This window comes from Thalassococcus sp. S3 (assembly GCF_004216475.1).
In the GTDB taxonomy this organism is placed as follows: domain Bacteria; phylum Pseudomonadota; class Alphaproteobacteria; order Rhodobacterales; family Rhodobacteraceae.
In genome coordinates this window covers 4,012,783-4,037,329 of the sequence record NZ_CP022303.1, presented here as the reverse complement: position 1 = coordinate 4,037,329, position 24,547 = coordinate 4,012,783, and the positions used below count along the sequence as shown (strand labels likewise).

Annotated in this window: 26 protein-coding genes; 25 read left to right on the top strand and 1 reads right to left on the bottom strand. The window is 62.1% G+C overall.

All coding sequences use genetic code 11. The features are described from left to right. Nucleotides 1-138 precede the first annotated feature (138 nt). The 9 genes from CFI11_RS19795 (at nt 139) to CFI11_RS19755 (ending at nt 9,033) form a co-directional block, all read left to right on the top strand. Nucleotides 139-417, top strand: coding sequence for a hypothetical protein (locus CFI11_RS19795; RefSeq protein ID WP_130409062.1), 279 nt, complete (start codon nt 139-141; stop codon nt 415-417). A gap of 2 nt (nt 418-419) precedes the next feature. Beyond that, complete coding sequence (locus CFI11_RS19790; protein ID WP_130409060.1) at nt 420-1,310, top strand: SAM-dependent methyltransferase; 891 nt, start codon at nt 420-422, stop codon at nt 1,308-1,310. A gap of 3 nt (nt 1,311-1,313) precedes the next feature. Beyond that, complete coding sequence (locus CFI11_RS19785) at nt 1,314-2,207, top strand: cyclic nucleotide-binding domain-containing protein (protein WP_130409058.1); 894 nt, start codon at nt 1,314-1,316, stop codon at nt 2,205-2,207. Between the two features lie 204 nt (nt 2,208-2,411). Then, the gene (locus CFI11_RS19780) at nt 2,412-3,953 is read left to right on the top strand and encodes an acyl--CoA ligase (RefSeq protein WP_371687488.1); all 1,542 of its coding nucleotides are present in this window, start codon (nt 2,412-2,414) and stop codon (nt 3,951-3,953) included. Nucleotides 3,954-3,965: 12 nt separating this feature from the next. Continuing rightward, nucleotides 3,966-4,943, top strand: coding sequence for a 2-dehydropantoate 2-reductase (locus CFI11_RS19775; protein WP_130409056.1), 978 nt, complete (start codon nt 3,966-3,968; stop codon nt 4,941-4,943). Nucleotides 4,944-4,978: 35 nt separating this feature from the next. Then, a complete protein-coding gene (locus CFI11_RS19770; protein WP_130409054.1) occupies nt 4,979-5,833 on the top strand; it encodes a universal stress protein in 855 nt (284 codons plus the stop codon). 128 nt (nt 5,834-5,961) lie between these two features. Then, nucleotides 5,962-6,933 carry a tripartite tricarboxylate transporter substrate binding protein gene (locus tag CFI11_RS19765; RefSeq protein WP_130409052.1) on the top strand — a complete coding sequence of 324 codons (972 nt, stop codon included), beginning with the start codon at nt 5,962-5,964 and terminating at the stop codon, nt 6,931-6,933. Between the two features lie 51 nt (nt 6,934-6,984). Next, on the top strand, nt 6,985-7,488 hold the full coding sequence (locus CFI11_RS19760) for a tripartite tricarboxylate transporter TctB family protein (RefSeq protein ID WP_130409050.1): 504 nt from the start codon (nt 6,985-6,987) through the stop codon (nt 7,486-7,488). A gap of 27 nt (nt 7,489-7,515) precedes the next feature. After that, a complete protein-coding gene (locus tag CFI11_RS19755) occupies nt 7,516-9,033 on the top strand; it encodes a tripartite tricarboxylate transporter permease (protein WP_130409048.1) in 1,518 nt (505 codons plus the stop codon). Between the two features lie 150 nt (nt 9,034-9,183). Here the strand turns inward: CFI11_RS19755 and CFI11_RS19750 are convergent, their stop codons facing one another. Next, nucleotides 9,184-9,930, bottom strand: coding sequence for an IclR family transcriptional regulator (locus CFI11_RS19750; RefSeq protein ID WP_130409046.1), 747 nt, complete (start codon nt 9,928-9,930; stop codon nt 9,184-9,186). A 104-nt stretch (nt 9,931-10,034) separates the two neighbouring features. On the opposite strand from CFI11_RS19750, the gene CFI11_RS19745 reads away from it, so the two are divergent. The 16 genes from CFI11_RS19745 (at nt 10,035) to CFI11_RS19670 (ending at nt 24,154) form a co-directional block, all read left to right on the top strand. Further along, nucleotides 10,035-11,000, top strand: coding sequence for a cupin (locus tag CFI11_RS19745; RefSeq protein WP_130409044.1), 966 nt, complete (start codon nt 10,035-10,037; stop codon nt 10,998-11,000). Then, nucleotides 10,993-11,298, top strand: a complete 306-nt coding sequence (locus CFI11_RS19740) for a recombinase-like helix-turn-helix domain-containing protein (RefSeq protein ID WP_130409042.1) — start codon at nt 10,993-10,995, stop codon at nt 11,296-11,298. The genes CFI11_RS19745 and CFI11_RS19740 overlap by 8 nt, the downstream gene beginning before the upstream one ends. Then, on the top strand, nt 11,288-12,058 hold the full coding sequence (locus CFI11_RS19735; protein WP_130409040.1) for an ABC transporter ATP-binding protein: 771 nt from the start codon (nt 11,288-11,290) through the stop codon (nt 12,056-12,058). Before CFI11_RS19740 ends, CFI11_RS19735 begins: the two co-directional genes overlap by 11 nt. A gap of 59 nt (nt 12,059-12,117) precedes the next feature. Then, nucleotides 12,118-13,092: an ABC transporter substrate-binding protein gene (locus CFI11_RS19730; protein WP_130409038.1), complete on the top strand. Its 975-nt coding sequence runs from the start codon at nt 12,118-12,120 to the stop codon at nt 13,090-13,092. A 78-nt stretch (nt 13,093-13,170) separates the two neighbouring features. Further along, nucleotides 13,171-14,013 carry an ABC transporter permease gene (locus CFI11_RS19725; protein WP_217358727.1) on the top strand — a complete coding sequence of 281 codons (843 nt, stop codon included), beginning with the start codon at nt 13,171-13,173 and terminating at the stop codon, nt 14,011-14,013. 27 nt (nt 14,014-14,040) lie between these two features. After that, nucleotides 14,041-15,087: an aromatic ring-hydroxylating dioxygenase subunit alpha gene (locus tag CFI11_RS19720; RefSeq protein WP_130409036.1), complete on the top strand. Its 1,047-nt coding sequence runs from the start codon at nt 14,041-14,043 to the stop codon at nt 15,085-15,087. Beyond that, nucleotides 15,084-15,809: an SDR family oxidoreductase gene (locus CFI11_RS19715; RefSeq protein ID WP_130409034.1), complete on the top strand. Its 726-nt coding sequence runs from the start codon at nt 15,084-15,086 to the stop codon at nt 15,807-15,809. Before CFI11_RS19720 ends, CFI11_RS19715 begins: the two co-directional genes overlap by 4 nt. Before the next feature lie 32 nt (nt 15,810-15,841). Further along, nucleotides 15,842-16,531, top strand: coding sequence for an alpha/beta fold hydrolase (locus CFI11_RS19710; protein ID WP_217358726.1), 690 nt, complete (start codon nt 15,842-15,844; stop codon nt 16,529-16,531). Beyond that, nucleotides 16,528-17,448 carry a VOC family protein gene (locus CFI11_RS19705; RefSeq protein ID WP_130409030.1) on the top strand — a complete coding sequence of 307 codons (921 nt, stop codon included), beginning with the start codon at nt 16,528-16,530 and terminating at the stop codon, nt 17,446-17,448. Before CFI11_RS19710 ends, CFI11_RS19705 begins: the two co-directional genes overlap by 4 nt. Beyond that, nucleotides 17,448-18,233 (top strand): SDR family oxidoreductase, encoded by a 786-nt coding sequence (locus tag CFI11_RS19700; protein ID WP_130409028.1) that lies wholly within the window; start codon nt 17,448-17,450, stop codon nt 18,231-18,233. Before CFI11_RS19705 ends, CFI11_RS19700 begins: the two co-directional genes overlap by 1 nt. A 10-nt stretch (nt 18,234-18,243) precedes the next feature. Beyond that, nucleotides 18,244-19,893 carry a thiamine pyrophosphate-binding protein gene (locus CFI11_RS19695; protein WP_130409026.1) on the top strand — a complete coding sequence of 550 codons (1,650 nt, stop codon included), beginning with the start codon at nt 18,244-18,246 and terminating at the stop codon, nt 19,891-19,893. Further along, the gene (locus CFI11_RS19690; RefSeq protein WP_130409024.1) at nt 19,890-20,609 is read left to right on the top strand and encodes an aspartate dehydrogenase; all 720 of its coding nucleotides are present in this window, start codon (nt 19,890-19,892) and stop codon (nt 20,607-20,609) included. The genes CFI11_RS19695 and CFI11_RS19690 overlap by 4 nt, the downstream gene beginning before the upstream one ends. Next, nucleotides 20,606-22,054: an aldehyde dehydrogenase family protein gene (locus CFI11_RS19685; RefSeq protein WP_130409022.1), complete on the top strand. Its 1,449-nt coding sequence runs from the start codon at nt 20,606-20,608 to the stop codon at nt 22,052-22,054. The genes CFI11_RS19690 and CFI11_RS19685 overlap by 4 nt, the downstream gene beginning before the upstream one ends. Continuing rightward, nucleotides 22,051-23,202: an FAD-dependent oxidoreductase gene (locus tag CFI11_RS19680; RefSeq protein ID WP_130409020.1), complete on the top strand. Its 1,152-nt coding sequence runs from the start codon at nt 22,051-22,053 to the stop codon at nt 23,200-23,202. Before CFI11_RS19685 ends, CFI11_RS19680 begins: the two co-directional genes overlap by 4 nt. 11 nt (nt 23,203-23,213) lie before the next feature. Continuing rightward, nucleotides 23,214-23,648 (top strand): flavodoxin domain-containing protein, encoded by a 435-nt coding sequence (locus CFI11_RS19675; RefSeq protein WP_130409018.1) that lies wholly within the window; start codon nt 23,214-23,216, stop codon nt 23,646-23,648. After that, nucleotides 23,645-24,154: a pentapeptide repeat-containing protein gene (locus CFI11_RS19670; protein WP_130409016.1), complete on the top strand. Its 510-nt coding sequence runs from the start codon at nt 23,645-23,647 to the stop codon at nt 24,152-24,154. Before CFI11_RS19675 ends, CFI11_RS19670 begins: the two co-directional genes overlap by 4 nt. Nucleotides 24,155-24,547: the final 393 nt, after the last annotated feature.

The following is a 24,547-nucleotide window of genomic DNA, read 5'->3' as shown; positions in this document are numbered from 1 at the left end:
ATATAACGCAGCCGGTGCGAGGCTGCGTTAGGCCGGGTTGGGAAATTTGTCGAGAAGACCTGCGTAGATCCATGGTTCCATACATATACGGCTGCCTGCAGAACGCATAATGTCCGTGTAGCTTCACGGAACATTGTTATGCCGACACGATACCGCTCTCATCTCGAGGTTTTGGGCAGCATTCGGTATGCCCCGCCCCGCCTGCCCGCGCTGCAACATCGTCTGAACCGTTTCAAATCCCGTTCGCTGGTGATCGGGACGACAGCAGCACGGATGCCGTTTGCCAAGTCAACGATTGAAACATCGCCGATCAAACCACAAACACGCAGGATTGCCCCTACGGAAATCCGCGCATTCGGGGCGATGTTCGAACGTGCCACACCGCTCCAGAACCAGAGCGCTTTTGCGCTGAGCTGAATATGCAGAACGACAAGGCAAGCCATACGGCTTATACGGTGCTGCAAGGTGTTGTTCACACCGGTAGCCAACGCCGCACCGAATGGCTTGTGTCGGCGGACAAGATGTCGGCCTGTCTGGACATTCTCAACAGCTCGGATGAAGGGCGCAGAAGGCTGCGCCAGCTGCGCAACCCGATCATCTCAGCCGGATTGATGGTGATGCAGCGGCTGCTGATGCCGGGCATCGCCCTTCATTACGTGACCCGCAAAAAAGTGATTGAAGACGTCGTGCGCGCGAACATTGCGCAAGGCGCTGGGCAAGTGGTGAATATTGGGGCCGGGTTCGATACCCTGACATACGAACTCAGCAGAGATCATGTTGATCTGACATGTATTGAGCTCGATCATCCAGCGACGGCGACGCAAAAGCGCCAAGCCTTTGTCACCGATGCGCCGGGCAATTTGCACCTGCATCCCGTTGACCTGTCGAAGACCGCGATAAGCGATGCATTGGCCCAGATCCCGGTCTTTGATCCCGCGGTAAGGACCTGTTTCATTTGCGAAGGCGTGTTGATGTATCTCGACCCATGCGATGTCGAACGGGTGTTTGCCGCCTTGAGGCATGTGACTTCAGGCGGGATGCAATTTGTCTTTACCGCCGTACCGCGCATGGACAGCCCCAACATCAACGTCACCTGGTTGCTAAAGCGCTACCTCCATCGCTTGGGCGAACCGCTAGGCTGGACCATCGAAAAATCTGACATCGAAGAGTTTCTTGCCGCCCAGGGCTATGACTTGGATATGAGCGTGGATGGTCATGATATGCGACGGAAATACCTGTCGCGACTGTCCGGCGGTCCATTCCACCTGGGTGAGTTTGTGGTGTCCTGCGCGCCTATGCAAAAGGGATAACCCATGCCAATCCGCATTCGGCTGGCTCAGGACGAGCAGGATATCGAGCAGGTCTTTCGCATCCGCCATCAAGTCTTCCGCGAAGAAGAGGATCTGATCCATGCCGATGGAACCCAGGTCGTGCTGGATCAGTTCGATGCCTTTCCCGCCTCCAAGTTGTTCGTGGCTCTAAACGAGCGTGATCAGATTGTGGGGAGCGTGCGGGCCACATTGGATAATCCGGCGGGCCTGCCAGCGGACGAATACTTCGATTTTCGCGAGCATACGCCGCCAGCCAGCCGCTTCATGAGCATCAGCATGTATTGCGTTGCCAGGCCATACCGCAATTTGATGGTCGCCAGAGGGTTGCTGTTGATGTGCACCTATCATGCGCTTGCCAATAACGTGGATTACATCAGCGCGCCATTGAACCCCGTCGTCGGTAAACTGATCCACCGCATCGGTGGAAAACCAGTAACCAATGATCTTCTGAGCGTGCCACACATCAATGTGCGCTTTCTTCCTTACCTGCTGGACATGAATGATCTGCACGAAACCTTTGCGAACTTTGCCAAACAGAACGTTGCTCATAACATGATCCGGTCCTACGAATGCATGATATTCAAAAAAGGCGAGCGGATCATTCGCAAAGGGGATCCGGGCGATTGCGCCTATCTCATCGTCACTGGCGCCGCCCAAGTTCTGCACCCTAACACGTCCGCGCCGATTGCCGAATTGTCCCAAGGCGATGTGTTTGGCGACCGCGAACTGCTTTCGGGCGACACAATGCGCACGGCGGATGTTTTTGCATCCTCGCTGGTGCGAGTGATGGTTTTACCGAAACGCGCATTTTTGGAACATCAAAGGACGTTGCCCAGGACCAGCGTCGATCCGTTGAAAACAGCTCTTATCGAATGAAATCCTGGCGCAGGTTCCAATAATCCCTGTTGGATATCACGGCTCCCGATCCTTATAGGCAAGCGTCAAGATATCTGATCTCGTATGGCTGACCGGCATGGCCGGGGAATGCTGTTGCGAGCGATGTCAGAAATGACCCAAGCTGGACGCGTCCACCGGGAGACCCATATTCCGGACACGCAATATCAAAAGGGGGAGGAACAGGTGGCAAACACGATTGCAGAACTCTTGGACGGCCACGACGGCGGCACAGTTGCCATTGGCGCGCCAGACCGCGAGGTGTTAACCTATGCTGCGCTGCGCACGCTATCGGCATCGGTCGGAACCCAGCTCCATGATGCGGGCATCGGGCGCGGGGACAGAGTGGCCATCGTCCTACCAAATGGTCCCGAGATGGCCACATGTTTCGTCACAGTGGCGCAATGGGCGGTGACCGCGCCGCTCAATCCATCCTATCGCGAAGATGAGTTTTCATTCTACCTCGACGATTTGAACGCCAAATCCATTGTCCTGCCGGCAGAGTACGAGGGGCCCGCGCTGGACGCGGCGCAAAAGCTGGGCCTCACGGTCTTGCGTTTGGCGGTGCAGGGTGATGCGCCCGCTGGGCAATTTACATTGACGGCCGAAGGCGGTGCAGCCGGAGCTGGGAAGGTCGATACCGCACCTCCCGCAACCGATGACGTCGCGCTGATCCTGCACACGTCCGGCACGACCTCACGCCCGAAGATCGTGCCGCTCACACACAGAAACGTCGCAGCATCCGCTGGGCATATCGCCACCTCGCTTGCGCTGACCGGCACGGATCGCTGCCTGAATGTCATGCCGCTCTTCCATATCCATGGGCTTGTCGCGGCAGTGTCCGCCTCGCTTTCGGTGGGCGCGTCGATCTGGTGCGCGCCCGGCTTTGATGCGCTGAAGTTCTTCGGGTGGATGCGCGATGCGTCCCCGACCTGGTATACGGCGGTGCCAACCATGCATCAGGCGCTTTTGAGCCGCGCGGGCCGCAATAGAGATGCAATCGCCGCGGCGCCATTGCGTTTTGTCCGTTCCTCGTCCGCGTCCCTTCCCGGCCCGGTGATGGAAAGCCTGGCCGAGACATTCGGCGTGCCCGTGATCGAAGGTTACGGCATGACCGAGGCCGCGCATCAGATGTGCTCCAACCCGCTGGCACCCGGAACGCAAAAACCCGGATCGGTGGGACTGCCCGCTGGTCCGGAGGTTCGGATCGCCGACGAGACAGAGAACCGTCTGATAGAGGGCACCGGCGAAGTTGTGATCTCAGGGCCGAATGTGACCCCCGGCTACGAAAGCAATCCGGAGGCGAACGAAAAGAACTTCTTCATGGCCGAGGATAAGCGTTGGTTCCGGACCGGGGATCAGGGCGCCTTTGACGCGGACGGCTATCTGCAGCTGACCGGACGTCTGAAAGAGATTATCAATCGCGGCGGCGAAAAGGTCAGCCCGCTTGAAGTCGACGGTGTTCTGAGCGCGCATGAAGCGGTTGCGCAATGTGTGACCTTCGCGCTGCCACATCCCAAGCTTGGGGAGGACGTCGCTGTTGCCGTGGTCCTAAAGGAGAGTGCAGAGGCAGATGAACGCGCGCTACGCGACTTTCTGAGCGCGCGGCTGGCGGCGTTCAAGGTGCCGCGCAAGGTGCTGATCCTTGATGAGATCCCCAAGGGAGCAACGGGCAAACTGCAACGCATTGGCCTGGCCGAAAAGCTGGGTCTGCAGGATGCCGGATAAGCGAGGGCGGCCATGAAGATCTGTATTTTCGGAGCGGGCGCCATCGGCGGATATATGGGGGCCAAGCTGGCCCAGGCGGGTGCTGACGTCAGCCTTGTCGCCCGTGGCCCGCATCTGGCCGCTATGAAAGAAAAGGGACTCACCCTGATCGAAGAGGATGCCGACCCGGTTACGGTTCCTGTCACTGTCTCTGACGATCCCGATGACCTGGGCCCGCAGGACTATGTGATCGTGACGCTCAAAGCGCATTCGGTGCCACCGGTGGTGGACAAGATGCAGCCTCTTCTGGGTGATCACTCCACTGTCGTGTCCGGCGTGAATGGTGTGCCCTGGTGGTATTTCCACAAGATCGGGGGGCCGCTGGAGGGCACGCGTCTCGCATCGGTCGATCCGGGCAATGCGCAATGGGATGGCTTCGGCCCCGACCGTGTGCTGGGCTGCGTGGTCTACCCGGCAGCCGAAGTGTCGGAGCCGGGCACGATCAAGCATATCGAGGGCAATCGGTTCTCTCTTGGGGAACCTGACGGCTCGAAATCGGATCGGGCCCTGGCTCTCTCAAAAGCGCTAAGTGCAGCGGGTCTCAAAGCACCTGTTCGGCCGAAGCTGCGTGATGAGATCTGGGTGAAACTCTGGGGTAACCTGTCGTTCAACCCGATCTCTGCTTTGACCCATGCGACGCTGGATGTTCTGTGCACCGACCCCGGAACGCGGGCCTTGGCGCGGGCCATGATGGTCGAAGCGCAGCAGATTGCCGAACATCTCGGGGTCAAGTTCCCCATTGATGTTGATCGCCGGATCGACGGTGGTGCCGCCGTGGGCGCGCACCGCACGTCCATGTTGCAGGATCTGGATGCAGGCCGCCCGATGGAGATCGACGCGCTGGTCGGTTCGGTGCAGGAGTTGGGCAGGGTGACGGGCGTTGCCACACCGTCCATAGACGCGGTGCTGGCGCTGGTCACCTTGAGAGCGCGGACCGCCGGTCTTTATTGATCAGCCGCCGCGCGCAAAGCGAAGGGAGGATCGCCATGCTCAAGAGGATTCTGGTGCCTGTGCGGGGGGACGGTATGGGCGACATCGTGCTGTCTCACGCGTCTGTCCTCGCCCATCGGCACAACGCGCATATCGTGGTGGCGCATTGCCGCCCCAACCCAAGCGAGATGGTGCCCTATCACGCAGGGCTGTTCAAATTCGCCCGAGAGACGATGCTGCAACAAGCAGCGGAGCTTTCGAACCAGGAAGAGGCGGAGCTGCGTGAAAGGCTGCATGAACGCGCCCGTGCTCTCGACCTGTCAGAAACGCGCGAACCCAAAGGCGACCGGCCTTCTGTGGAGTTCATAGAGGAAACTGGCCGTATGATGGATATCGTGCGCCATCAGGGACGGCTGGCCGATCTGATCGCTGTCGCCAAGCCGGACCGCGATAGAAACCTTGGCACCAACACCCTTAAGGCGGGGCTTTTTCAAACAGGTCGCCCGGTTCTGATGTGCCCCGCCCAGTCAGCGCCACCCGCCGAGATCGGCGCGCATGTGGCAGTGGCCTGGAATGGATCCCTGGAGGCGGCCCGCATGGTCGCGCTGACCCTGGGCCTGGTGGAGGCGGCCCAGACTGTCACGATCCTTTATGGCGGCAAGCCACTGACCTATGGCACAACCGTGGATGAGCTGGTCGGCTACTACGCTCTGCGCGGCGTCTCTGCGTCCGTAAGGCGGTTCGAGGCACAAAATCCCGGCGCCGCCTTGCTGTCAGAAGCCAGCAGTGCCGGGGCCGATCTGTTGCTGATGGGCGCATACAGCGTCAGTCACGAGCGTGAGACCCTTCTGGGGGGAAATACGCAAGCCGTTGTAGACAAAGCTGAAATGGCTGTGGTGATGGCGCACTGACCTGCATACGATTGTACGCAATAAAATTTTCCTTGAAACACCTTTTTCGCAAGATAATTACTCGGTGATCGAGGGTGCTGCCGCGGTGCTCTGTCGCAGCCTCCTCTGATAACTGAGGAGGATTATCAATGTTGATCACAAAACGCGTTTTTCTGTCCATGGCCTGTGCCACGGCCCTAGCGACGGCGCCCCTTACGGCGCTGGCAGACGGCTGGCAGCCACGAAAGCCTATCGACTTTGTGATCATGGCAGGTCCGGGCGGCGGTGCGGACCAGATTGCCCGCTTTGTTCAGTCGGTTGCCGAAAAGGGCGATATGACCCGGCGCCCACTGGTGCCCAACAACAAGGGCGGCGGTTCCGGCGCCGAAGCGCTGATCCACGTCAACACTGCGAGCGATCCGGATCATACGATCCTCGTCACGTTGAACTCTTTCTTCACGACACCGCTGCGGCAAAGCAATTTGGGGATCGATATCCAGACCTTCACGCCAATCGCAATGATGGGCGTCGACCCGTTTGTGTTGTGGGTTCACAAGGACAGCGAGATCACCAGTTTTGACCAATACGTCGAAAAGGTGAAGTCGATGGATGGCGAGTTCGTCATGGGCGGCACTGGTGCCGGACAGGAAGACAGCATCGTCATCGCCTACATGGCGGGCGCCTATGACCTCGACGTCAAGTACATCCCCTATGACGGCGGCGGCGCAGTGGCAAAGGACCTCGCAGGCAAGCAAATCATGGCCACCGTGAACAACCCGGCCGAGGCCAAGGGCTTTTACGAAGCAGGCGACTTCGTGCCGCTTGTCGCCTTTTCCGATGAACGCCTGCCGGCCTATCCGGACGTGCCGACGATGAAGGAGATGGGGCACGACTTTTCTTACTACAACCAGCGTGCCGTGGTTGGCGCACCTGGCATGTCGGATGAAGCTGCGGCCTACTATCAAGAGCTTTTCACCAAGATCTACGAGAGTGAGGACTGGCAGGGTTACCTGACCTCTGAAAGCCTCTCACCCCTCTGGATGAACGCGGAGGAGCAGCGGGCCTACTGGTCCACTCAGGTAGAAAATCACACCAAACTGCTCCAGTCGCTCGACGGCTAAACGCAACGCCCGGGAGCCGCGCGCTCATCAAAGTCATAGGGACATGCCAGAATGCGACACGGCGAGATCATCACCGCGGGCGTTTTGGCCCTTCTTTCCCTCTATTTGATGTGGAAAAGCACCGAACTGCCGGTGGGCTATATCGCGGGCCAGGGCCCTGGTGGAGGGGCCTGGCCGTTCTGGCTCTCCGGCATCATGCTGCTGTCGTGTGCAATGACTGCGTGGAACTGGTGGCGCGGCACCAGCCCGCCATCGCAGTCTGACGCGTCCGTTCTCGACGATTACGGCTGGCGGATGCTGTTTCTGGTGGGCGGCGGCATCGTCGCCTTCGTCGCCCTGGTCAATATCATCTCGATGTACGGCGCGATCATGGCGTTTCTGCTGTATTACATCCGCTTTCTCGGGCGCCATTCGTGGCTCACCACCCTGGCGATCGCCTTCCCGGTCCCAATCGCGTTCTTCTTTTTCTTCGAAGGGGCGATGCGTATCACCATGCCAACCGGCCTGCCCTTTACCGATCCGGTCTTCAACATCCTTTACGAGATCATCTACTGATCCCGCCCAACACCAGAGATCTCGCTTATGGACGTTCTCACTCTTCTTGCTGACGGTATGGTGCTGGCGCTGCAGCCGCTTAACCTGTTGCTGATCGTCGTTGGCGTCACGCTGGGGCTGTTCATCGGGGCCATGCCGGGGCTCGGCTCGGTCAATGGGGTGGCCATCCTGTTGCCGGTGACCTTCCTTGTGCCCCCCAGTGGCGCGATCATATTCCTTGCTGCGATCTATTATGGGGCCATGTATGGCGGCGCGATCTCGTCCATCACGCTTGGCATTCCCGGCGCGTCCACCGCGGTCGCGACGACCTTCGACGGCAAGCCCCTGGCCCGGCAAGGACGGGCCAGCCTGGCGCTTGTAACCGCGGCCCTGGCGTCCTTTGTGGGCGGCACGGTGGCCAATGTTCTCTTCACTCTCTTTGCGCCTGTCCTTGCGAACCTCGCACTCTCCTTCGGCCCGCCCGAGATCTTTGCGCTTATGCTTCTGGCCTTTGCCACTTTCGTGGGGCTTGGCGGGGACGACATCCCCAAGACCATTTTCTCCATCTGCTTCGGCCTCGTTCTGGGCTCAATCGGCTTCGATCAGATCTCAGGCGCACCGCGCCTTGTGCTTTTCGAGATGAACCAGTTTCTTCAAGGCATCGGGTTTCTCGTGCTCGCCATTGGTGTCTACGGGATCGGCGAAATGCTCTGGACCATCGAACAGACGCGCGGAGAGATCAAATCGTCCAATCCCAAAATGACCATGAAGGGAATGGCGCAAGACACCAGAGAGGCGGCGAAACGCAGTTGGAAGGGAACGACGATCGGCTCTTTCCTGGGCTTTTTCGTGGGCATTCTTCCCGCAGCCGGGGCAACACCGGGTTCGCTGATGTCGTACGGCGTGGCAAAGATGATATCGCGTAAGCCCGAAAGCTTCGGAGCGGGCAATCCGGATGGTGTGGCCGCACCCGAGGCGGCGAACAACTCGGCCTCGACCGGGTCGATGCTGCCGATGCTCACCCTGGGTATCCCTGGCTCCCCCACCACGGCGATCCTGCTGGGTGGGATGGTCATTTGGGGTCTTGTCCCGGGTCCGCAGCTCTTCGTGAATGAGACCGAGTTTGTCTGGGGTCTGATCGGCTCTTTCTACGTCTCCAATGTTGCGGCGGTGCTGATCAATCTGGCCTTCATCCCGCTCTTCATCTGGATGCTGCGTATGCCGTTCACGATCCTCGCACCGATGATTTTCGTGCTCTCCATCGCGGGATGCTATGCAGCGACGCGGGATATGTTCGACATTTGGCTGATGGTCATCTTCGGGATCGGCGCGTTCTTTTTGCGTAAGTTCGACTACCCTCTGGCGCCCGCGGTCCTGGCAATTGTTCTTGGCCCGATTGCTGAACCCACCCTGCGCCAATCCCTGCTACTGTCGTCAGGCGATCCGTCAATTTTCCTGACCCGACCAATTGCCGGCCCGATCACTGTCGTCGCCCTTATTCTGATCTTCTTGCCAGTCGTGAAACTGCTCACACGTCGGCGCAAGTTGGCCCGGGCGACCGAATAGCGGTCGCCGTTGGGTTTGCCGTGGTGATCTCCATCAAGATCAACGCCATGCTGCCCGATGTGCCGCAAGGGAACCGGAACCCGGAACATCCAAGGCTCAGCAACGCGCAACCGCCCATGTCGCCGCGAGGACAATGGGACGCCCGTCCAGCTAATCCTTCGCAAAGGGGACGCCGCCAAGCAGTTCGCTAATCCGACGCGCGCTGTTGCGGACTTCTTTGATGATGTCGCCGGGCACATCGTCCAGCATTTTCGTTACGCTGATTGCCGCGACGACTTCACCTGAAATGTCGTGCACGGGGGCTGCGACCGAACAAAGACCGCTTTCGAAATTACCCACGCTGACGACCACATCGCGTTTAGCATCCCGCTCCCGGCGCTGCAGGACATGCGCCGCCGTACCAGGTTCGGCTTCGGCGTAGAGGCGTTTGATGAATTCGGGGCTCTTGTGACAGAGCAGAAGGCGCCCCATTGATGTCGAGGCCGCGGGCAATCTGCTGCCGACATGGACCAGCGAGGAAAGCCCCCCGGTCGCCGGAAAGCGCAGCAGGTACAGGATTTGCCTGCCATCAAGCACGCCAAGATGCGTTGACCAGTCAATCCGGTCGCGCAGGGTCTCCAGCGTGGGTGTCGCGGCTTCCAACAGCTCCCGACCGGCGTGGTAGCCGTAGGCTAGGCGCACCACCGCCGGGCCGAGCTTGTAGGCCGCGTTGTTCTGCACCGGCAGCAGATAGCCTGCCTCCGCCAGCGTGTGAACGGTTCTGAACACGGCTGATTTCGAGACACCGACAGCCGCCGCGATCTCGTTCAATGTCATCTCCGTCCGGTCGGGCGTGAAGGCGCGCAGGGCGGCCAGCCCGCGCATCAACCCGGGCACGATGTAGGGATCATCTCGCATGACGGACTCCACTAAAGAGACTGAGTCTGTTTCATATACAAAATACCATATTCCTTGTAAAACGTCTGTTTGGCAGGGTTCAAGAAACCGCTCAGGAGGATTCGATGAACATTGCCACGCCAATCAAGACCGACCTCGACGACCGCCTTACGGCGTCCACGGCCCGCTTTGCCGATAAGCGGTTCGACTGGGACGCCTTTCCGTCGAACCGCGGCTTTGAAGAGCTGGCCCGCGCCCAGATGCGCTATATCGGGGCAGGAGGATCGCCCAAGGTGGGCGATACCTCCACGATGAAGCCCGAGCATTTCACGCTGAGCCTGATCTACAAGGAGCCGGGGAAATACGCGGCCTGTCATAGTCACGAGATCGAGGAATCCTTTCTGGTGATCGACGGCGCTCTCGTGGTCGGTTGGGAGCGTGACGGAGAGGTGGTCGAAGTGCAGCTTGGCCCCAAGGACATGATCCTGAACGCCCGCGAGATCGGTCACGGCTTTCGCGTTGACGGGGTTGAACCGGTGCTGATGACGATCAGCGTGGATGTGGGTAAACCGCTGCCGCCGGTCTATCACTACCACCCCAAGGAGCATCCGAAAGAGCTGGCACGGACCTTCGGGGCTGAGCCGGGCAAGACCCTGCCATACGATCCGCAGGGCGATCATCCGGTCCAGAAGCTGATGGCCGACTACGTCGTGCGCCATTCCGAACTGCCGACAATCTGGGAAGACGCTGGCTTTACCCGCAAGGTCTATGTGGGTGACGCGCCGGGCGCGGTCCAGCACGACAGTTGCCGCAAGGAGATGTGGGGCTTGCCGTCCCGCGCGGGCATCGCCCCCTATGCGCGCGATGTGGAAGAGGCCGTGATGTGTCTGGAGGGGTCACTGCAGATCGGCTGGGTCGATGACGACGGCACCGAAAGCCTGGTTGAGCTTGGTCCGCGCGACCTGGTGCGCACACCGGCCGGTCAATCCCATTTCATAAGAAACGCCGGTGCCGGCGCGGCCACGGCATGGGTTGTCGTCGGCCAATCGGGCGGGGAAACCGTTTCCTTCGAGGCGCGCCCCTATGTCTGACGCGTTCAAGGATCGTCTGGCCCAGGTCGCGGGTGGACCGGTGCCCAAGGACCTCGCGCATCAGGGCAGGGGGCGCCCGGTTTCAGAGCCCGAACACGCCCTTGCCCATGCCATGATGGAGATCATGGGAGCCGGAGAGCATGACTTCGGTGCGGTGGCAGCGGCCCTCGCCGCGCGTGGCATCGTGGCGCCGATCTCGGGGAGGACAGACTGGGACGAGGCCCTTCTTGAAGCTGAGCTTGTGGCGGCAAACGCGTCTTTCGATGCCGCCTATTCGGAGCACGGTTATGGCGCTTGAATTTCGGAACGTGTGCAAGACCTTTGGCGATCCGCAAACCGGTGTCACCGCCGTCGACGGGATCGACTTTTCCGTCGAGGAAGGCGAATTTGTCGCCGTTGTCGGCCCCTCCGGCTGCGGGAAATCCACGCTTTTGTCGATGACGGCGGGTCTTTACGCGCCATCGGCCGGTGCGGTTCTTGTATCGGGTGAGGAGGTGACCGGGCCAAACGCCCATGTGGGGTTCATGCTGCAAAAGGATCTGCTTTTGCCCTGGCGGTCGATCCGGTCGAACGTGGAATTCGGGCTCGAAGCGCGGGGCGTGTCGAAGGTCGCGCGGCGGGAGCGGGCCATGGCGGAACTGGCCCGATGCCAGTTGCGAGGCTTTGAAGGGAAATATCCCTATCAGCTGTCCGGCGGGATGCGCCAGCGCGCAGCGCTTGCGCGGACGCTGGCGATCGACCCCGAGATCATTCTTCTCGACGAACCCTTCAGCGCGCTGGACGCGCAGACCAAACTGCTGCTGCAGGACAGTTTCGCCACGACGATTGCGGAGGCAAAGAAGACAACTCTGCTGATCACCCATGATCTGACCGAGGCCGTGTTGATGGCCGACCGGGTCATGGTTCTGTCCGAAAGACCCGGGCGGATCGTGGCCGAAATCAAGGTCGATCTGCCCCATCGCGATCACCCGCTCAAGCGGCGCGTGATGCCAGAGGTCGGACCAATTGCCGCCGAGATTTTCGGCCATCTCAAACTGACCGAGAAGGCCGCTGCGTAAAAATCGACATTTTGCCCAAAAGTGCCCGCTAGAGGCACGTTCCAACAACGGAGACCAAGATGAATATCAAAACCCTCGTCATGGCAATGTCCCTCGCCATCGCGCCGCTTGCCGCGACAGCGCAGGAACAGCTGACATATCTCTTTCCTGCGCCGGATTTCCTGCCGGCCTTTGCGCCCTTCCAGCTTGCAAAAGGCCTTGGCTATTTCGAGGAAGAGGGCCTTGAGGTTGAGTTCCGTGTGGGACAGGGCGGGGCGGATGTGGCCCGGCAGGTCGCCGTGGGCAATGCCGATCTCGGCGGTGGGATCGGCGATACGCCGATCATCGTGCGTGCCAATGGGCTGGACGTTCGCGGTGTCGCCCTTTTGGGCGGGCGCGGCTATACGCAGTTGGCCTGGCGCGTGGAGAGCGGGATCACCGGCCCTGCCGATCTGGAGGGCAAACGCATAGGCGTGATGAGTTTCCAGGACACGACCTATTATAACATACTGGGTGTTCTGGCCTCCGAAGGTCTGTCGCGCGGCGATGCAGACCTGCAGGCGGTTGGCCCCGGCGGCATCATCCAGCTCATGATTTCGGGCGATCTCGATGCCGTTTCTGCGGTCCCCGAATGGATCGCGGCCATCCAGGGCGCGGGGGTTGAACTGGGGCAAATGCCGGTTGACGAGGTCTTTCCAGCGATGGCGCAGGCTGTGCTTGCCTCAGACGACATCATTGCCGAACGTCCCGAGGTAATCACCAGTTTTGTAAGGGCCCTGACGCGCGCGGTGAACGATATCGTCGCCGATCCGGCGGCGGCGGCCGCGCAATATGTGCAGCTTGTGCCGCAGCACGCGGACAAAGAGGCAGGGATCGCCGCGATCATGCAGGCCTATGCAACGCAGGTCTATCCGGCCGCCGAGGGGTTTGCGTTTGGCGCATTCAATCCCGAACGGCTTGAAGCTGCGCAGGCCTTCTACCTCGAAGCGGGAATTGTGCGCGAAGCGGTGCCGGTCGCAGACCTCTACACAAACGACTTCGTCGCTTCCGAGTGATTGCGGTCGGAGGCCAGCCCGTCTGCTACTGCCGGCTGGCCTCGTTCCTCTCTGCACTGCATGACGGAGACGCAGCAGATGTCTGACACAACGTCCACACAAACGCCCCCGATTGCCCGAAACAACAAGGCCGTGCAGAAACCCCATGTTCCTTTTGTCATGCGGCATGCTGTCGGGCTGACCTCCGCGGCGGGTCTGGTCCTCTTCCTTTTGGTCTGGGAATACCTTCCGCCCGCGCTTGATGTGCCGCGCTTCATCATTCCGACATTCAGCCAATGCCTGGAAGAACTGGTGCGGATGTGGGCGCAGGAAGACTTGGCGCAGCATCTGTGGTCGACCGCGATCTGGACGCTTGTCGGCTTCGTGATCGGGTCGGTCCTCGGGGCGACGATGGGATACCTTCTGGGGATGTCGGCCTTTTGGGAACGTGTTCTAAGCCCCTATATCCTGGCCCTTCAGATCGCACCGAAAGTGGCCTTCGCCCCGCTCTTCATCATGTGGTTCGGCTATAACGCGACGCCCAAGCTGCTGGTCACGGTGCTGATCGTCTTCTTCCCGGTGCTGGTCAACGTGCTGCAGGCCATGCGCACCGTCGATCGCGATCTGGTGTCGCTTGCGCGGGCCTATGGCTATGGCCGCTGGGGGGTGTTCTTCAAGATCGAGATGCCCTCGACCCTGCCCAACCTCATGGCAGGTCTGCGCATCGCCTCCACGCTTGCGGTGATTGGCGTGACGGTGGGCGAGTTGGTGGGCGGCAATACCGGCCTCGGCTTCCTGATCGCCTTCGGCGGCGGGCAGGCCAATGCGGCGATGGTGTTCAACGCGATCATCCTGCTGACCCTCATCGGTATCGTTCTCTACTCCGCCCTTGTGCGCGCCGAGACGCGCGTGCTGCATTACCTGCCCCGCGCCGATCACTGATCGGCCCCAGACCAAAGGAGACCTTTTATGGCGACATCAACAGACATGCGCGCCCGCGTCGAAGAGCGTATCAACCAAGGCCTGCGGGGCCAGTGGTTCCCGGTCGCCAAATCGGTCGAAATTCGCAAGGACCGGCCGCACGGGATCACCGTTCTGGGCGAACGGCTGGTGATGTGGCGTGGCGCTGATGGAGCGATCAAATGCATCGAGGATTTCTGCCCCCATCGCGGCGCGCCGCTGTCTTACGGCGAGATCCACGACGGCAATATCGGCTGCCGCTATCATGGCGTGATCGTCGACGGCACCGGCACGGTGCAGCGGGTGCCCGCAATGCCGGACTGCGCGATGGAGGGCCGCAAGGCACTGAAGGACTTCAACGTGGCCGAACACTCCGACGCGGTGTTCGTCTATATCCCGTCAGCGGATCGACCCGAACCGCCCGAGCTGCCCTTGCCGCCCGAATTGTCGGACCCGGCCTGGGCCGGGTTCCTCTGCACGGCGGTGTGGGACTGCAACTACCGCTACGCGCTCGACAACCTCGCCGACCCGATGCACGGGTGCTACTTGCACGCCGAGAGCTTCACGCTCGCGTTCGGTTCGAAACAGGACCTGCTGGAGCTTGATCGCCGCGACGACGGCTTCCGGGTCAGCCGCGTCGGGCAAGTGGGCGAGAATTTCGACTGGACCGAATTCGAAGTGAAAAACGGGGGCATGTATTGCTTCCTCGACATCCCTTACCCGCCCGCTGCGGGGCCGGGTGGTCACATGCGCATCCTTGGCTATGTCACGCCTGTTGGCTCACAGCGATGCAAAGTGTTCTTCTGGCGCATGCGCAAGGTCGAGGGGCTCGCACGGGAGGCGTGGTGTTTCCTGTTCCGCACGCATCTTGAAGAGCGGCATTGGAACGTGCTGGAACAGGACCGCGTGATGCTTGAGGGGATGCCCGACGATGCGCGTACGCGCGAGATGCTCTATCAGCATGACATCGGGGTCGCGCATCTGCGCCGCGCGCTGAACCGGCGCGCCAAGGAACAGCTGGCCGCCGAAGACGCGCTGGAGACGGCAGCGGAATGATCCTCGACGGGCGGCATATCCTGCTGACGGGCGGCGCGCGCGGCCTTGGCGCCGTGCTGGCCCGGCATCTGGCCGCTGAGGGCGCGAGGCTGACATTGGCCGATATCGCCGAAGATGAAGGCCGCGCGGTTGCGGCAGAGCTTGGAGTGGCCTTCCATCCGGTCGATCTGGGCGACACCAGTTCTATCGCGGCGCTGGCAGCAACGCTTGAGGGTCCGCTGCATGGTCTGGTCAACAACGGCGCGATCGCGACCGGCATAGGTGGCATCGGGTTCGAAGAGGTTGACGAAGAGACATTCGACCGTGTTCTGCGGGTCAACGTGAAAGGCACTTGGGCCATTACAAAGGCCTGCGCGCCCGCGTTGCGTGCCACGAAAGGCCGGGTGGTGAACGTCGCCTCTGACACGGCCCTCTGGGGAGCGCCGAACCTGATCTCCTACGTCGCCTCCAAAGGCGCGGTGATGGCGATGACCCGCTCGCTGGCCCGCGAGATGGGGCCGGATGGCGTAGGCATCACCGCGATAGCGCCAGGCATCCTGACGACAGCGAGCACGGAATACGTGCCCGAAGAGCGCCACCAGCTTTATAGCGACGGACGCGCCGTGCCGGGGCCGCAACCGCCCGAAGATGTCGCGGCCACGGTTGCCTTTTTGCTGACCGACGGCGCGTTGACCCTAACCGGCCAGACGCTGCCTACAGACCGCGGCTTTGTCTTCACATGATTGCCTGGCACCGATACGGGCCCGAGGCGGGCATGCCCCTTATCGCCCTGCATGGCATCGGCTCTTCCGGCGCGGGCTTTGCCGCCTTCGCGATCGCATCGGCCCGACGGGTATTGGCGTGGGACATGCCGGGATACGGACAATCGGACGATGCCGACATCGGCGATCTTGATGCGGTGGCCCAAGCGCTGCTGCACGCAGCACCCGAGACTTTTGATCTGCTGGGGCATTCGCTGGGATGCCTGATCGCCGGCCGAGTCGCGCTGCTGGCGCCGCTGCGCGTGCGCCGCCTGACCTTTGCGTCTCCGGCCCTGGGCCATGGCGTTGCGCTGCCAGATCTGTCGCCGGCCACGAAGGACCGCATGGGCGTCACAGATATGGCTGCCTTTGCCGCGGCCCGTGCGCCGCGCCTTCTTGCGCGTCCCGAAGGCGCGGCGCTGGCGCAGGTTACCGCGCAGATGGCTGCGCTGCGTGCGCCGGGGCACGAGGCCGCCGCGCGTATCCTGTCATCGGGCGACCTTTTGGCCGATGCGCGCAGGCTGACGCTGCCCGCCGATGTGATCGTCGGTGCGGCGGATGTCATCACTCCGCCCGGGGCAGCGCGCAGGCTCTACGCCGCGCTGCCGCTCAAGGGCGCTTTCACCGAAGTGCCCGAGGCAGGCCACGCCTTGACCGTCGAAGCCCCAGAGGCACTCGCCACCGCAATGATGGAGACGACATGACCGAGGTAAGAGCAGGCCGCCTGCGCGGCATCGTGATGAGAGGGCCGGGGCTGACAGCGACCGTGCCGTTTTACGAGGACATGTGGGGGCTCAGCCTCGCCCATCGGGGCGATGACGCGGCCTATCTGCGTGGCACCGGCTCAGAACCGTTTCTCTATGGTCTGAAGGAGGGGGACGTCTTTGGCATCGAATACGTGCATTTCGCGATGCCCGACCGCTCTTCGATGACACTCTTGCATGATCAGGCCGTGGCCGAAGGCGCGCGGGTGCTTGGTAAGCCTGGGGAATTCGATGATTACGCGGGCGGCTGGGGCTTCGAGATGCTCGACCCCGATAACCGGCGACTGCGCTTCCGCTGCGATGCTTTGGAGCATGGCGAGGCGCCTGAACACGCAAAGCCCCGCAAGGTCAGCCACGTTGTCCTGAACTCCCCGGACATGGACGGTGTCGCGGATTGGTATTGCCGTGTGCTGGGATTTCGCGTGTCGGACTATTCCGCCGACCAGATGGTGTTCCTGCGCTGTGATGCCGAACACCACGCCATCGCCCTGGTGCGCGGGCAGTATCCTTCCGTGAACCACGTGGCTTTTGAGATGCCCACCATCGACGAATTCATGCGCGGCATCGGTCGGATGAAGCAGAAGGGCCATGTGCCCACATGGGGGCCGGGGCGGCACGGGCCGGGCAACAACCCGTTTGCCTATTTCGTCTCGCCCTCCGGCTTCGTGATCGAATTCACCTCAGAGGTGCAGCAGATCGACGAGACCACGCATGAGGCGCAGGTCTGGCCACGCGATGTACCCGAACTGATGGATCGCTGGATGACCGCCGGGCCACCGACGGCGGCACAGCGTGCGGTCATGCAGGGTCGGCCTGACCCCGGTTGGCCCGAACTGGCCCCGGTCGAGCCGGCCTGATGCTGGGTCTTGAAAAAAAGCGCGTCGTGGTCACCGGCGGTTCTTCGGGAATTGGTCTGGCCACAGCGCGCTGGCTGCTGGAGGCCGGGGCACGTGTCGCCATTTGTGCCCGAAACGAAAGCCGCCTGGCTGACGTTGCGGCCGTGCTGCGGCGCGACTTTGGCGACGACCATGTGCTGTCGGCGCCGGTTGACGTGCTGGATGCAGAGACTGTTGGCAGGTTCGCCCAACAGGTACGTGACGCCTTCGGCGGTCTGGATGCACTCGTGAACAATGCAGGGCAGGGGCGGCAATCCACCTTTGCCGATACCGATGACGCGGCTTGGCGGGATGAGTGGGAGCTTAAGCTCTTTTCGCAGGTCAACCCGGCCCGTGCCTTTGAAACCGATCTCCGGCAATCAAACGGCGCCTTGGTCATGGTCAATTCGCTTCTAGCGCTGCAGCCCGAACCTCATATGGTCTGCACCTCGGCGGCGCGGGCAGGGGTCCAGTCCCTGCTGAAGTCTCTTTCGGTTGAATGGGCACCCGATGTGCGCGTCAACGGCATCGTGCTGGGGCTCGTCGGGTCGGGTCAATGGACCAAGCGTTTTGCTGAGCGCGAAGACCAGTCCGTCAGCCGCGAGCAGTGGTACGGCGATCTTGCCCGCCGCAAAGGCATCCCGCTGGGGCGCCTGGGTGATCCCTCGGAGGCGGCGGCGGCCATCGGGTTTCTGGCCTCTCCGGCAGCCTCCTACATTACCGGCGCCACGCTTGACGTATCAGGCGGCCTTGCGCGCCACATTTAAGAGAGATCGCATGAAACATGAAACGATGAACCTCACCGTCTCTGATCGGCTTGCCCATACCCTGGCCGAGGTCGGTGTCACCCATGTCTTCGGTGTTATCTCGATCCACAATATGCCGTTGCTCGATGCGATCGACCGTGCGGGCGTTATCCGGTTCGTGCCCGCGCGGGGCGAGGCGGGGGCGATGAACATGGCCGATGCGTTTTCGCGCGTGTCGGGCGGTCTTGGCGTGTGCCTCACATCGACCGGAACGGCGGCGGGCAATGCCGCTGGCGGGCAAGCCGAGGCTTTGGTCGCAGGCAGCCGCCTGTTGCACATCACCACGCAGGTGGACGCGGGAATGGCCGACCGTGACCGAGCGGCCATTCACGACGTCCCGCGCCAGCCCCGAATGCTGGAGGGGGTCTCAAAGGCCGTGATCCGTGCCTGGGACGCAAACGGCGCGGTAGGGGCCTTGCTGCAGGCGATTGCGCTCTGCCGCGCGGCCCCCTCGGGGCCGGTATCTCTGGAACTGCCCGTCGACGTGCAGCGTGCCGCTTGTATCCTTGGCCAGAGTTTCCCGGGTGACATCGCCTCGGTGCGTGCTGCTGACGCGTCCCTTGCCGCGCTCGTCAAGAAAGTCCGCGCCGCGCGCCGCCCCATGCTGTGGCTGGGCGGCGGCGCGCGGGAAGCCACCGGAGCTGTGGCCAGACTGGCCGCGCGGGGCATCGGCATCGTCAGCTCGACGCAGGGGCGGGGTATTTTCCCCGAGGACCGGCCAGGCTCCCTCGGGGCGTTCAACATGACGCCCGAAGCCGCCGCGCTTTATGAGACCTGCGATCTGATGATCGTCGCGGGCTCGCGACTGCGCGGCAATGAGACGCGCAACAACAAACTGCCGCTTCCGCCACTCGCGCAGATCGATGCGGATGCCTCTCAGCTGGGCCGCAACTATGCGGTTGACCTGGCCGTGCAGGGGGACGCGGCAGATGTGTTGGATCGGCTCGACACTGCGCTTGGCGATTATGCCGCCGATCCGACGTTGGCCCACGACGTGACCATCGCCCGTGCGAAATCCGAGGGCCGTCTGCGCGTCACGCTTGGCCCCTATCAGGTGATCGCGGATGTCCTGGCTCGTATCGTGCCCGAGGGCCGTCACCCCTGGGTGCGTGATGTCACCATAAGCAATTCGACCTTCGGCAATCGCTACATTCCGCTGACCGCGCCGCATCTGGGTGTGCATGCCCTGGGCGGTGGCATCGGCCAAGGCATCGCGATGGGCATCGGTGCCGCGCTGGCCTCTGACACAAAGGCGATCACGCTGGTGGGTGATGGCGGTGCCCAGCTTGGTCTTGCCGAGCTTGCCACCGCGGTGCAGGAGCGGGCCCCACTTGTCTATGTGCTGATGAATGACAGGGCTTACGGTGTCATTCAAAATATCCAGAACGCGCAATATAACGGGCGGCAGTCGCATTCCGCCCTTCTGACGCCCGACTTCGAGAAGGTGTGCGCCTCCATCGGTCTGGCGCATCATGTCGTCCGCGACGTTGCCGAGTTCGAGCATATTCTGGTGAATGCCCTTGGAGCGGACGGCCCGGTCATGGTTGAGGTCGACATGACGTCCATCGGTCCCTTTGCCGAAGCCTTTGCCGGGCCACCAGCGGGGGCTGCACAAAAATGATCGGTCTTATCGGTCGCGGGGCCATCGCCACCGCGTTGATCCCATTGCTGCGTGCGGATGGGCATGACGTGCTTAGCCTGGTGCGCAATGAAGCGGGTGAGGATCAGGTGGCGGATCTGGATGATCTGCTGGCCGCACGCCCAGCACTTGTGGTGGAGGCCGCAGGCCAGGACGCGTTGGCACAAGTGGGCACAGAGGTGTTGCGCGCCGGGATCCCCCTGATCGCCGCCTCGGTCGGCGCCTTGGCCGATGACGGGCTGAGCGCACGCCTGCGTCAAGCCGCCAAGGAGGGCGGTACGCGATTACACCTGCCCGCAGGTGCGGTGGGTGGGATCGACGCGCTTGCGGCGCTCCCCGGTAACACGACGCTGAGTTATACCGGGACCAAGCCGCCACGGGCCTGGCCCGCCGGGACGCCCGACGGCACGTTCTTTCAAGGCAGCGCGCGCGAGGCTGCAACGCGCTATCCGAAAAATGCCAATGTGGCAGCGACGCTGGCACTTGCCGGCCCTGGACTGGACGCGACCCGCGTCACCCTTCGCAGCGATGCGCGCGCTGAAGGAAACACCCATGCTTGGGAGGCCAAGGGCGGTGGCGTCGTGCTGTCGATGACCGTGACCAGCCTGCCGACCGAGGGCAATGCCGCGACGTCGGCGCTGACCGTTCACGCACTGCACCGCACCGTGCGCAACCTGACATCGGAGATCGCGCTATGACCGTGCCGCGCCTGCAGCTGTTTGTCGGAGGGCGCTGGGAGGAGGGGGCCGGCGCCCCGATCACGAGCCATAACCCGTGGGATTGGTCCGAGATTGGAACGCTTCGTGGCGCGTCAGAGCAGGATGGGGAAAGGGCTATCGCGCATGCCGAGGCCGCGCAGCCTGCCTGGGGTGCAGCCCTTCCCACGGAGCGTGCCGCAGTGCTGCGCCGGATCGGTGACGGGATCGAGGCCAATGCAGACCGCATCAGCGCATTGCAGACCATGGATACCGGCAAGACCCGGGCCGAAACCCGCGCGCTCGCCCTGTCGGCGGCGGGCACCTTTCGCTATTTTGCCGCGCTTGCCGAAACGGCCGAGGATGCCATCACGCCCCGCCGCGGCCCCGCGACCACGTTTTCCGTTCACGAACCCATCGGGGTCACCGCGGCGATCACACCCTGGAACTCGCCCATTGCGTCGGACGCACAAAAGGTTGCCCCCGCGCTTGCCGCCGGAAACGCGGTGCTTTTGAAACCGGCCTCATGGGCGCCACTGACGGCACTTCTGCTGGCAGAGATCGCGAACGAGGCCGGGTTGCCGGCTGGCCTTCTGTCCGTCCTGCCGGGTGCGGGGCGCGAGATCGGATCGCTCCTCGTGAACCATCCCGCCATCGGTCGTGTCGCCTTTACCGGTGGCACATCCACGGGGCGGCAGCTTGCGGCGCAGGCTGCGGCGAAACTGATGCCGGTCTCGCTGGAACTTGGGGGGAAGTCCCCCGTCGCTGTCTTCGCCGACGCGGATATGGACCGCGCGATAGCCGGTGTGCTGTTTGGCATTTTTTCCTCCTCGGGGCAGTCCTGCATCGCGGGGTCGCGTCTCTTTGTTCAGGCCAAGATCTACGAGGCATTCCGCGACCGCCTGGTCGTGGCGACCAAAAAGCTGGTCGTGGGTGATCCCAACGCGCCCGCGACCCGGGTCGGCCCCCTCATTCATCCCGATCACCACGCTGACGTGACCGCGCACCTTGAGCGGGCACGCGCCGATGGCGGCAGGGTTTTATGCGGCGGGCCAGGAGACGGGCGTCTCTTTTACCCCACGATTGTCGAGGGGCTGGACAATAACGCCGCCCTTTGTCGCGAGGAGGTCTTTGGCCCGATCCTGTCGCTGCTGCCATTCGATGACGAGGCCGATCTCATCGCGAAGGGCAATGACAACGAATATGGCTTGGCCGCAGGTATCTGGACGCGCGACTTCGACCGCGCCTGGCGGGTGGCTGGGGCCTGGCAGGCGGGCACGATCTGGATCAACACCTACAAGCAATTCAGTGCATCGACCCCCTTCGGCGCCGACGGGGCCAGCGGACAAGGTCGCGAAAAGGGGCGCGAGGGCTTGCGGGTCTGGCAGCGCCAGAAAGGCATCTACGCCGATCTGACGGGCGCCACGATCCCTTGGGGTGTGGCATGATCCCCCGTGTCGCCGTCGTGGGCGCGGGGCCTGCCGGTCTTTACCTCGTGGGTGCTTTGGTGCGCGCCAGGGACCCCGTGCAATTGGACGTGTTCGAACGGCTGTCGGTGCCGTTCGGATTGCTGCGCCATGGCGTGGCCGCCGACCATCAGGGCACCAAGGCCGTCGCACGGCAACTCGCGCGACCTTTCGAGAGGGGACAGGCACGGTTTTTCGGCCGCATGGAGCTGGGGCGCGACATCTCTCTGGACGATTTGCGGACCCGGTATCACGTCGTGGTGCTGGCCACCGGCGCGGCGCGGGATCGCAAGCTGGATATCCCGGGGGGCGATCTTGTCCCCATGTTCTCGGCCAACGAGATCTTGCGTCGACTGAACGATGATCCAGCGGCGCGGGGTCTGCCGGATCTTGGCACTACGCCCGTCATCGTTGGCGCGGGCAATGTGGCTTTGGATCTCGTCCGGCTCCTTCTGAAGGACGCAGATGGCCTCGTCGGCAGCGATCTCGGTCCCGAGGCGACGGATTGGCTTTTGACGCCCTTGCAGGGGCAGATAACGCTGGTCGCACGCTGCGCGCCCGATGCGGCGCGGTTCGATGTCTCGATGGTGCGCGAACTCTCGACCTTGCGCGGGGGCGGCATTTCGGTCGATCCAATGCCGACCGGCGATGATCCCAAAAGCAAGGCCTTGCGTGAGATCATGCACGACGGTGCGGTTCGTCTATGCCTGAAGTTCAACAGACGGCCACTTTCGATCAAACAATCGGACAAGGGGCAGGCCATCCTGGAGGTGGATACACCACGCGGGCGCGAGAGCCTCTTTGCGTCGTCGATCATCGCAGCAATCGGCACCGAAACAGACGCGCATATCTCGTTGCCGAATGTTTATCGCTTGGGCTGGTGCAGTGGTGCTACCGGCGCATTGCCGGCGGCGCGACGCGCCGCTCTGACGCTGTGCCAGACGATTCTGGAAACCCTTGCCGACCGGCCGCCCCCGAAAAGAGAGGCATTGCCAGACGCTTTGTGGGACTGGGCATCCTGGCGCGCTGTCGATGAGGAGGAGCAAGCCTATGCCTCGGCGGATCGGGTGCGGCGCAAGATAACGAGCTGGACAGCGCAGGACCGGATTACAGCTCAGGCGATGCAATGAGAGGAGCACGCATGATTTTGGTACTTTACGGCACTGAAACGGGCAATGCGGAGATGGTGGCCGAAGATACCGGTGACGCGATCGATGCCTCTTATATCGTCAATCTGTCAGACATCACGCCCAGCGACTTGGATCCGGGGGCACTCCATCTCTTCGTTTGCTCGACTTACGGCGAAGGCGAACTTCCTGCATCGGCAAAGGAATTCGCCGCGGCACTTGCGCAAGATCAAAAGCTGGGTGGCGTGCCTTTCGCCATATTCGGGCTTGGCGACCGAAGCTATGAAACCTTTGCCGGTGGTGCCAAGTCCCTCCGCGCGCTGCTGTTGTCCTGCGGGGCTGTCGAGATTGCTCCGATAATGCTGCATGATGCGAACGGGCCGGAACTCCCCGAAGATGCGGCCATTGCCTGGGCGCAGGCCGCACTCGCGCGGGCCGCGGCAGCATGACACCCGACGCGCTCCGCGCGGAATTGCTGAAGCCTTGGCGCCACGGAGAGCACTTTGACGGTCACGGTCTTCGGGTCGATGCAGCGCTCGATCTCTCTGGTCGCAGACTGCGCGGCTTCGATCTGAGCGAGGCTCGGTTTGCCAAGACCGTCGATGCGAGCCAGGCGGAGCTGTTGGGCCTCGCCTGGTTCCAAAAGGCGCGGTTCGACGCCTCGCTTCGTCTCGCGGGCGCCACGTGTCGGTTCGATTTGCGTCTGGAGGAGATCGAATGCCCGACGCTCGACCTGACCGGCCTGCGCATGGAAGGCGTCCTTTGGCTGGACGATGCGCGTGTGGGCAAACTGATCCTCACCGACGCGGTGTTGCTGGCCAATCTGTCTTTGGCCCGCGCAGAGATCGGTGAGATCGAGGCCAAGAACCTGGAGATCATGGGCGGGATCTGGACCCATGATGCAAACCTGGACCTGACGCCATTTCGCGACGCCCACATCGAAGGGCGGGTCTAGTCAGTTCGCCCCTTAGCCAGCGGTCAGCTTTGAATTGAAAGGCATCATTTGCCCGGTGTCTCGCAAATCCCCTCTCTCGCGACAGCGATACGGCACGTTCGGAAGGCAAGAACAGAAGGGGCAATGTGGTGATCAGACCACCCTCATGCTCGTTTTTCATTTTTTGACGATTGCGATCCCGTGAGCCGTTTTCCTCCTATCCGCGGGATTACGGTTGTTACTCAGTGAGACCTCGCAAACGCTTTGACAGACTTACTTTGAAAAGCGAATCGTTTACAGGATTTGGCATGGCCGGCGGTGTTTTCTCGAGGATTTTTGGTGGGGCAAATGACGGGAAGGAGCCATTTGAGCAGGCATTGGGCATCTTTGATCGGTGGCAAAAGGGCCTGTCGA

What these genes read in the sequence shown, in the direction of transcription:
- CFI11_RS19795 (WP_130409062.1), top strand. Translation starts at nt 139, where the DNA reads ATGCCGACACGATACCGCTCTCATCTCGAGGTTTTGGGCAGCATTCGG.
- CFI11_RS19790 (WP_130409060.1), top strand. Translation starts at nt 420, where the DNA reads ATGCAGAACGACAAGGCAAGCCATACGGCTTATACGGTGCTGCAAGGT.
- CFI11_RS19785 (WP_130409058.1), top strand. Translation starts at nt 1,314, where the DNA reads ATGCCAATCCGCATTCGGCTGGCTCAGGACGAGCAGGATATCGAGCAG.
- CFI11_RS19775 (WP_130409056.1), top strand. Translation starts at nt 3,966, where the DNA reads ATGAAGATCTGTATTTTCGGAGCGGGCGCCATCGGCGGATATATGGGG.
- CFI11_RS19770 (WP_130409054.1), top strand. Translation starts at nt 4,979, where the DNA reads ATGCTCAAGAGGATTCTGGTGCCTGTGCGGGGGGACGGTATGGGCGAC.
- CFI11_RS19765 (WP_130409052.1), top strand. Translation starts at nt 5,962, where the DNA reads ATGTTGATCACAAAACGCGTTTTTCTGTCCATGGCCTGTGCCACGGCC.
- CFI11_RS19760 (WP_130409050.1), top strand. Translation starts at nt 6,985, where the DNA reads ATGCGACACGGCGAGATCATCACCGCGGGCGTTTTGGCCCTTCTTTCC.
- CFI11_RS19755 (WP_130409048.1), top strand. Translation starts at nt 7,516, where the DNA reads ATGGACGTTCTCACTCTTCTTGCTGACGGTATGGTGCTGGCGCTGCAG.
- CFI11_RS19750 (WP_130409046.1), bottom strand. Translation starts at nt 9,930, where the DNA reads ATGCGAGATGATCCCTACATCGTGCCCGGGTTGATGCGCGGGCTGGCC.
- CFI11_RS19745 (WP_130409044.1), top strand. Translation starts at nt 10,035, where the DNA reads ATGAACATTGCCACGCCAATCAAGACCGACCTCGACGACCGCCTTACG.
- CFI11_RS19740 (WP_130409042.1), top strand. Translation starts at nt 10,993, where the DNA reads ATGTCTGACGCGTTCAAGGATCGTCTGGCCCAGGTCGCGGGTGGACCG.
- CFI11_RS19735 (WP_130409040.1), top strand. Translation starts at nt 11,288, where the DNA reads ATGGCGCTTGAATTTCGGAACGTGTGCAAGACCTTTGGCGATCCGCAA.
- CFI11_RS19730 (WP_130409038.1), top strand. Translation starts at nt 12,118, where the DNA reads ATGAATATCAAAACCCTCGTCATGGCAATGTCCCTCGCCATCGCGCCG.
- CFI11_RS19725 (WP_217358727.1), top strand. Translation starts at nt 13,171, where the DNA reads ATGTCTGACACAACGTCCACACAAACGCCCCCGATTGCCCGAAACAAC.
- CFI11_RS19720 (WP_130409036.1), top strand. Translation starts at nt 14,041, where the DNA reads ATGGCGACATCAACAGACATGCGCGCCCGCGTCGAAGAGCGTATCAAC.
- CFI11_RS19715 (WP_130409034.1), top strand. Translation starts at nt 15,084, where the DNA reads ATGATCCTCGACGGGCGGCATATCCTGCTGACGGGCGGCGCGCGCGGC.
- CFI11_RS19710 (WP_217358726.1), top strand. Translation starts at nt 15,842, where the DNA reads ATGCCCCTTATCGCCCTGCATGGCATCGGCTCTTCCGGCGCGGGCTTT.
- CFI11_RS19705 (WP_130409030.1), top strand. Translation starts at nt 16,528, where the DNA reads ATGACCGAGGTAAGAGCAGGCCGCCTGCGCGGCATCGTGATGAGAGGG.
- CFI11_RS19700 (WP_130409028.1), top strand. Translation starts at nt 17,448, where the DNA reads ATGCTGGGTCTTGAAAAAAAGCGCGTCGTGGTCACCGGCGGTTCTTCG.
- CFI11_RS19695 (WP_130409026.1), top strand. Translation starts at nt 18,244, where the DNA reads ATGAAACATGAAACGATGAACCTCACCGTCTCTGATCGGCTTGCCCAT.
- CFI11_RS19690 (WP_130409024.1), top strand. Translation starts at nt 19,890, where the DNA reads ATGATCGGTCTTATCGGTCGCGGGGCCATCGCCACCGCGTTGATCCCA.
- CFI11_RS19685 (WP_130409022.1), top strand. Translation starts at nt 20,606, where the DNA reads ATGACCGTGCCGCGCCTGCAGCTGTTTGTCGGAGGGCGCTGGGAGGAG.
- CFI11_RS19680 (WP_130409020.1), top strand. Translation starts at nt 22,051, where the DNA reads ATGATCCCCCGTGTCGCCGTCGTGGGCGCGGGGCCTGCCGGTCTTTAC.
- CFI11_RS19675 (WP_130409018.1), top strand. Translation starts at nt 23,214, where the DNA reads ATGATTTTGGTACTTTACGGCACTGAAACGGGCAATGCGGAGATGGTG.
- CFI11_RS19670 (WP_130409016.1), top strand. Translation starts at nt 23,645, where the DNA reads ATGACACCCGACGCGCTCCGCGCGGAATTGCTGAAGCCTTGGCGCCAC.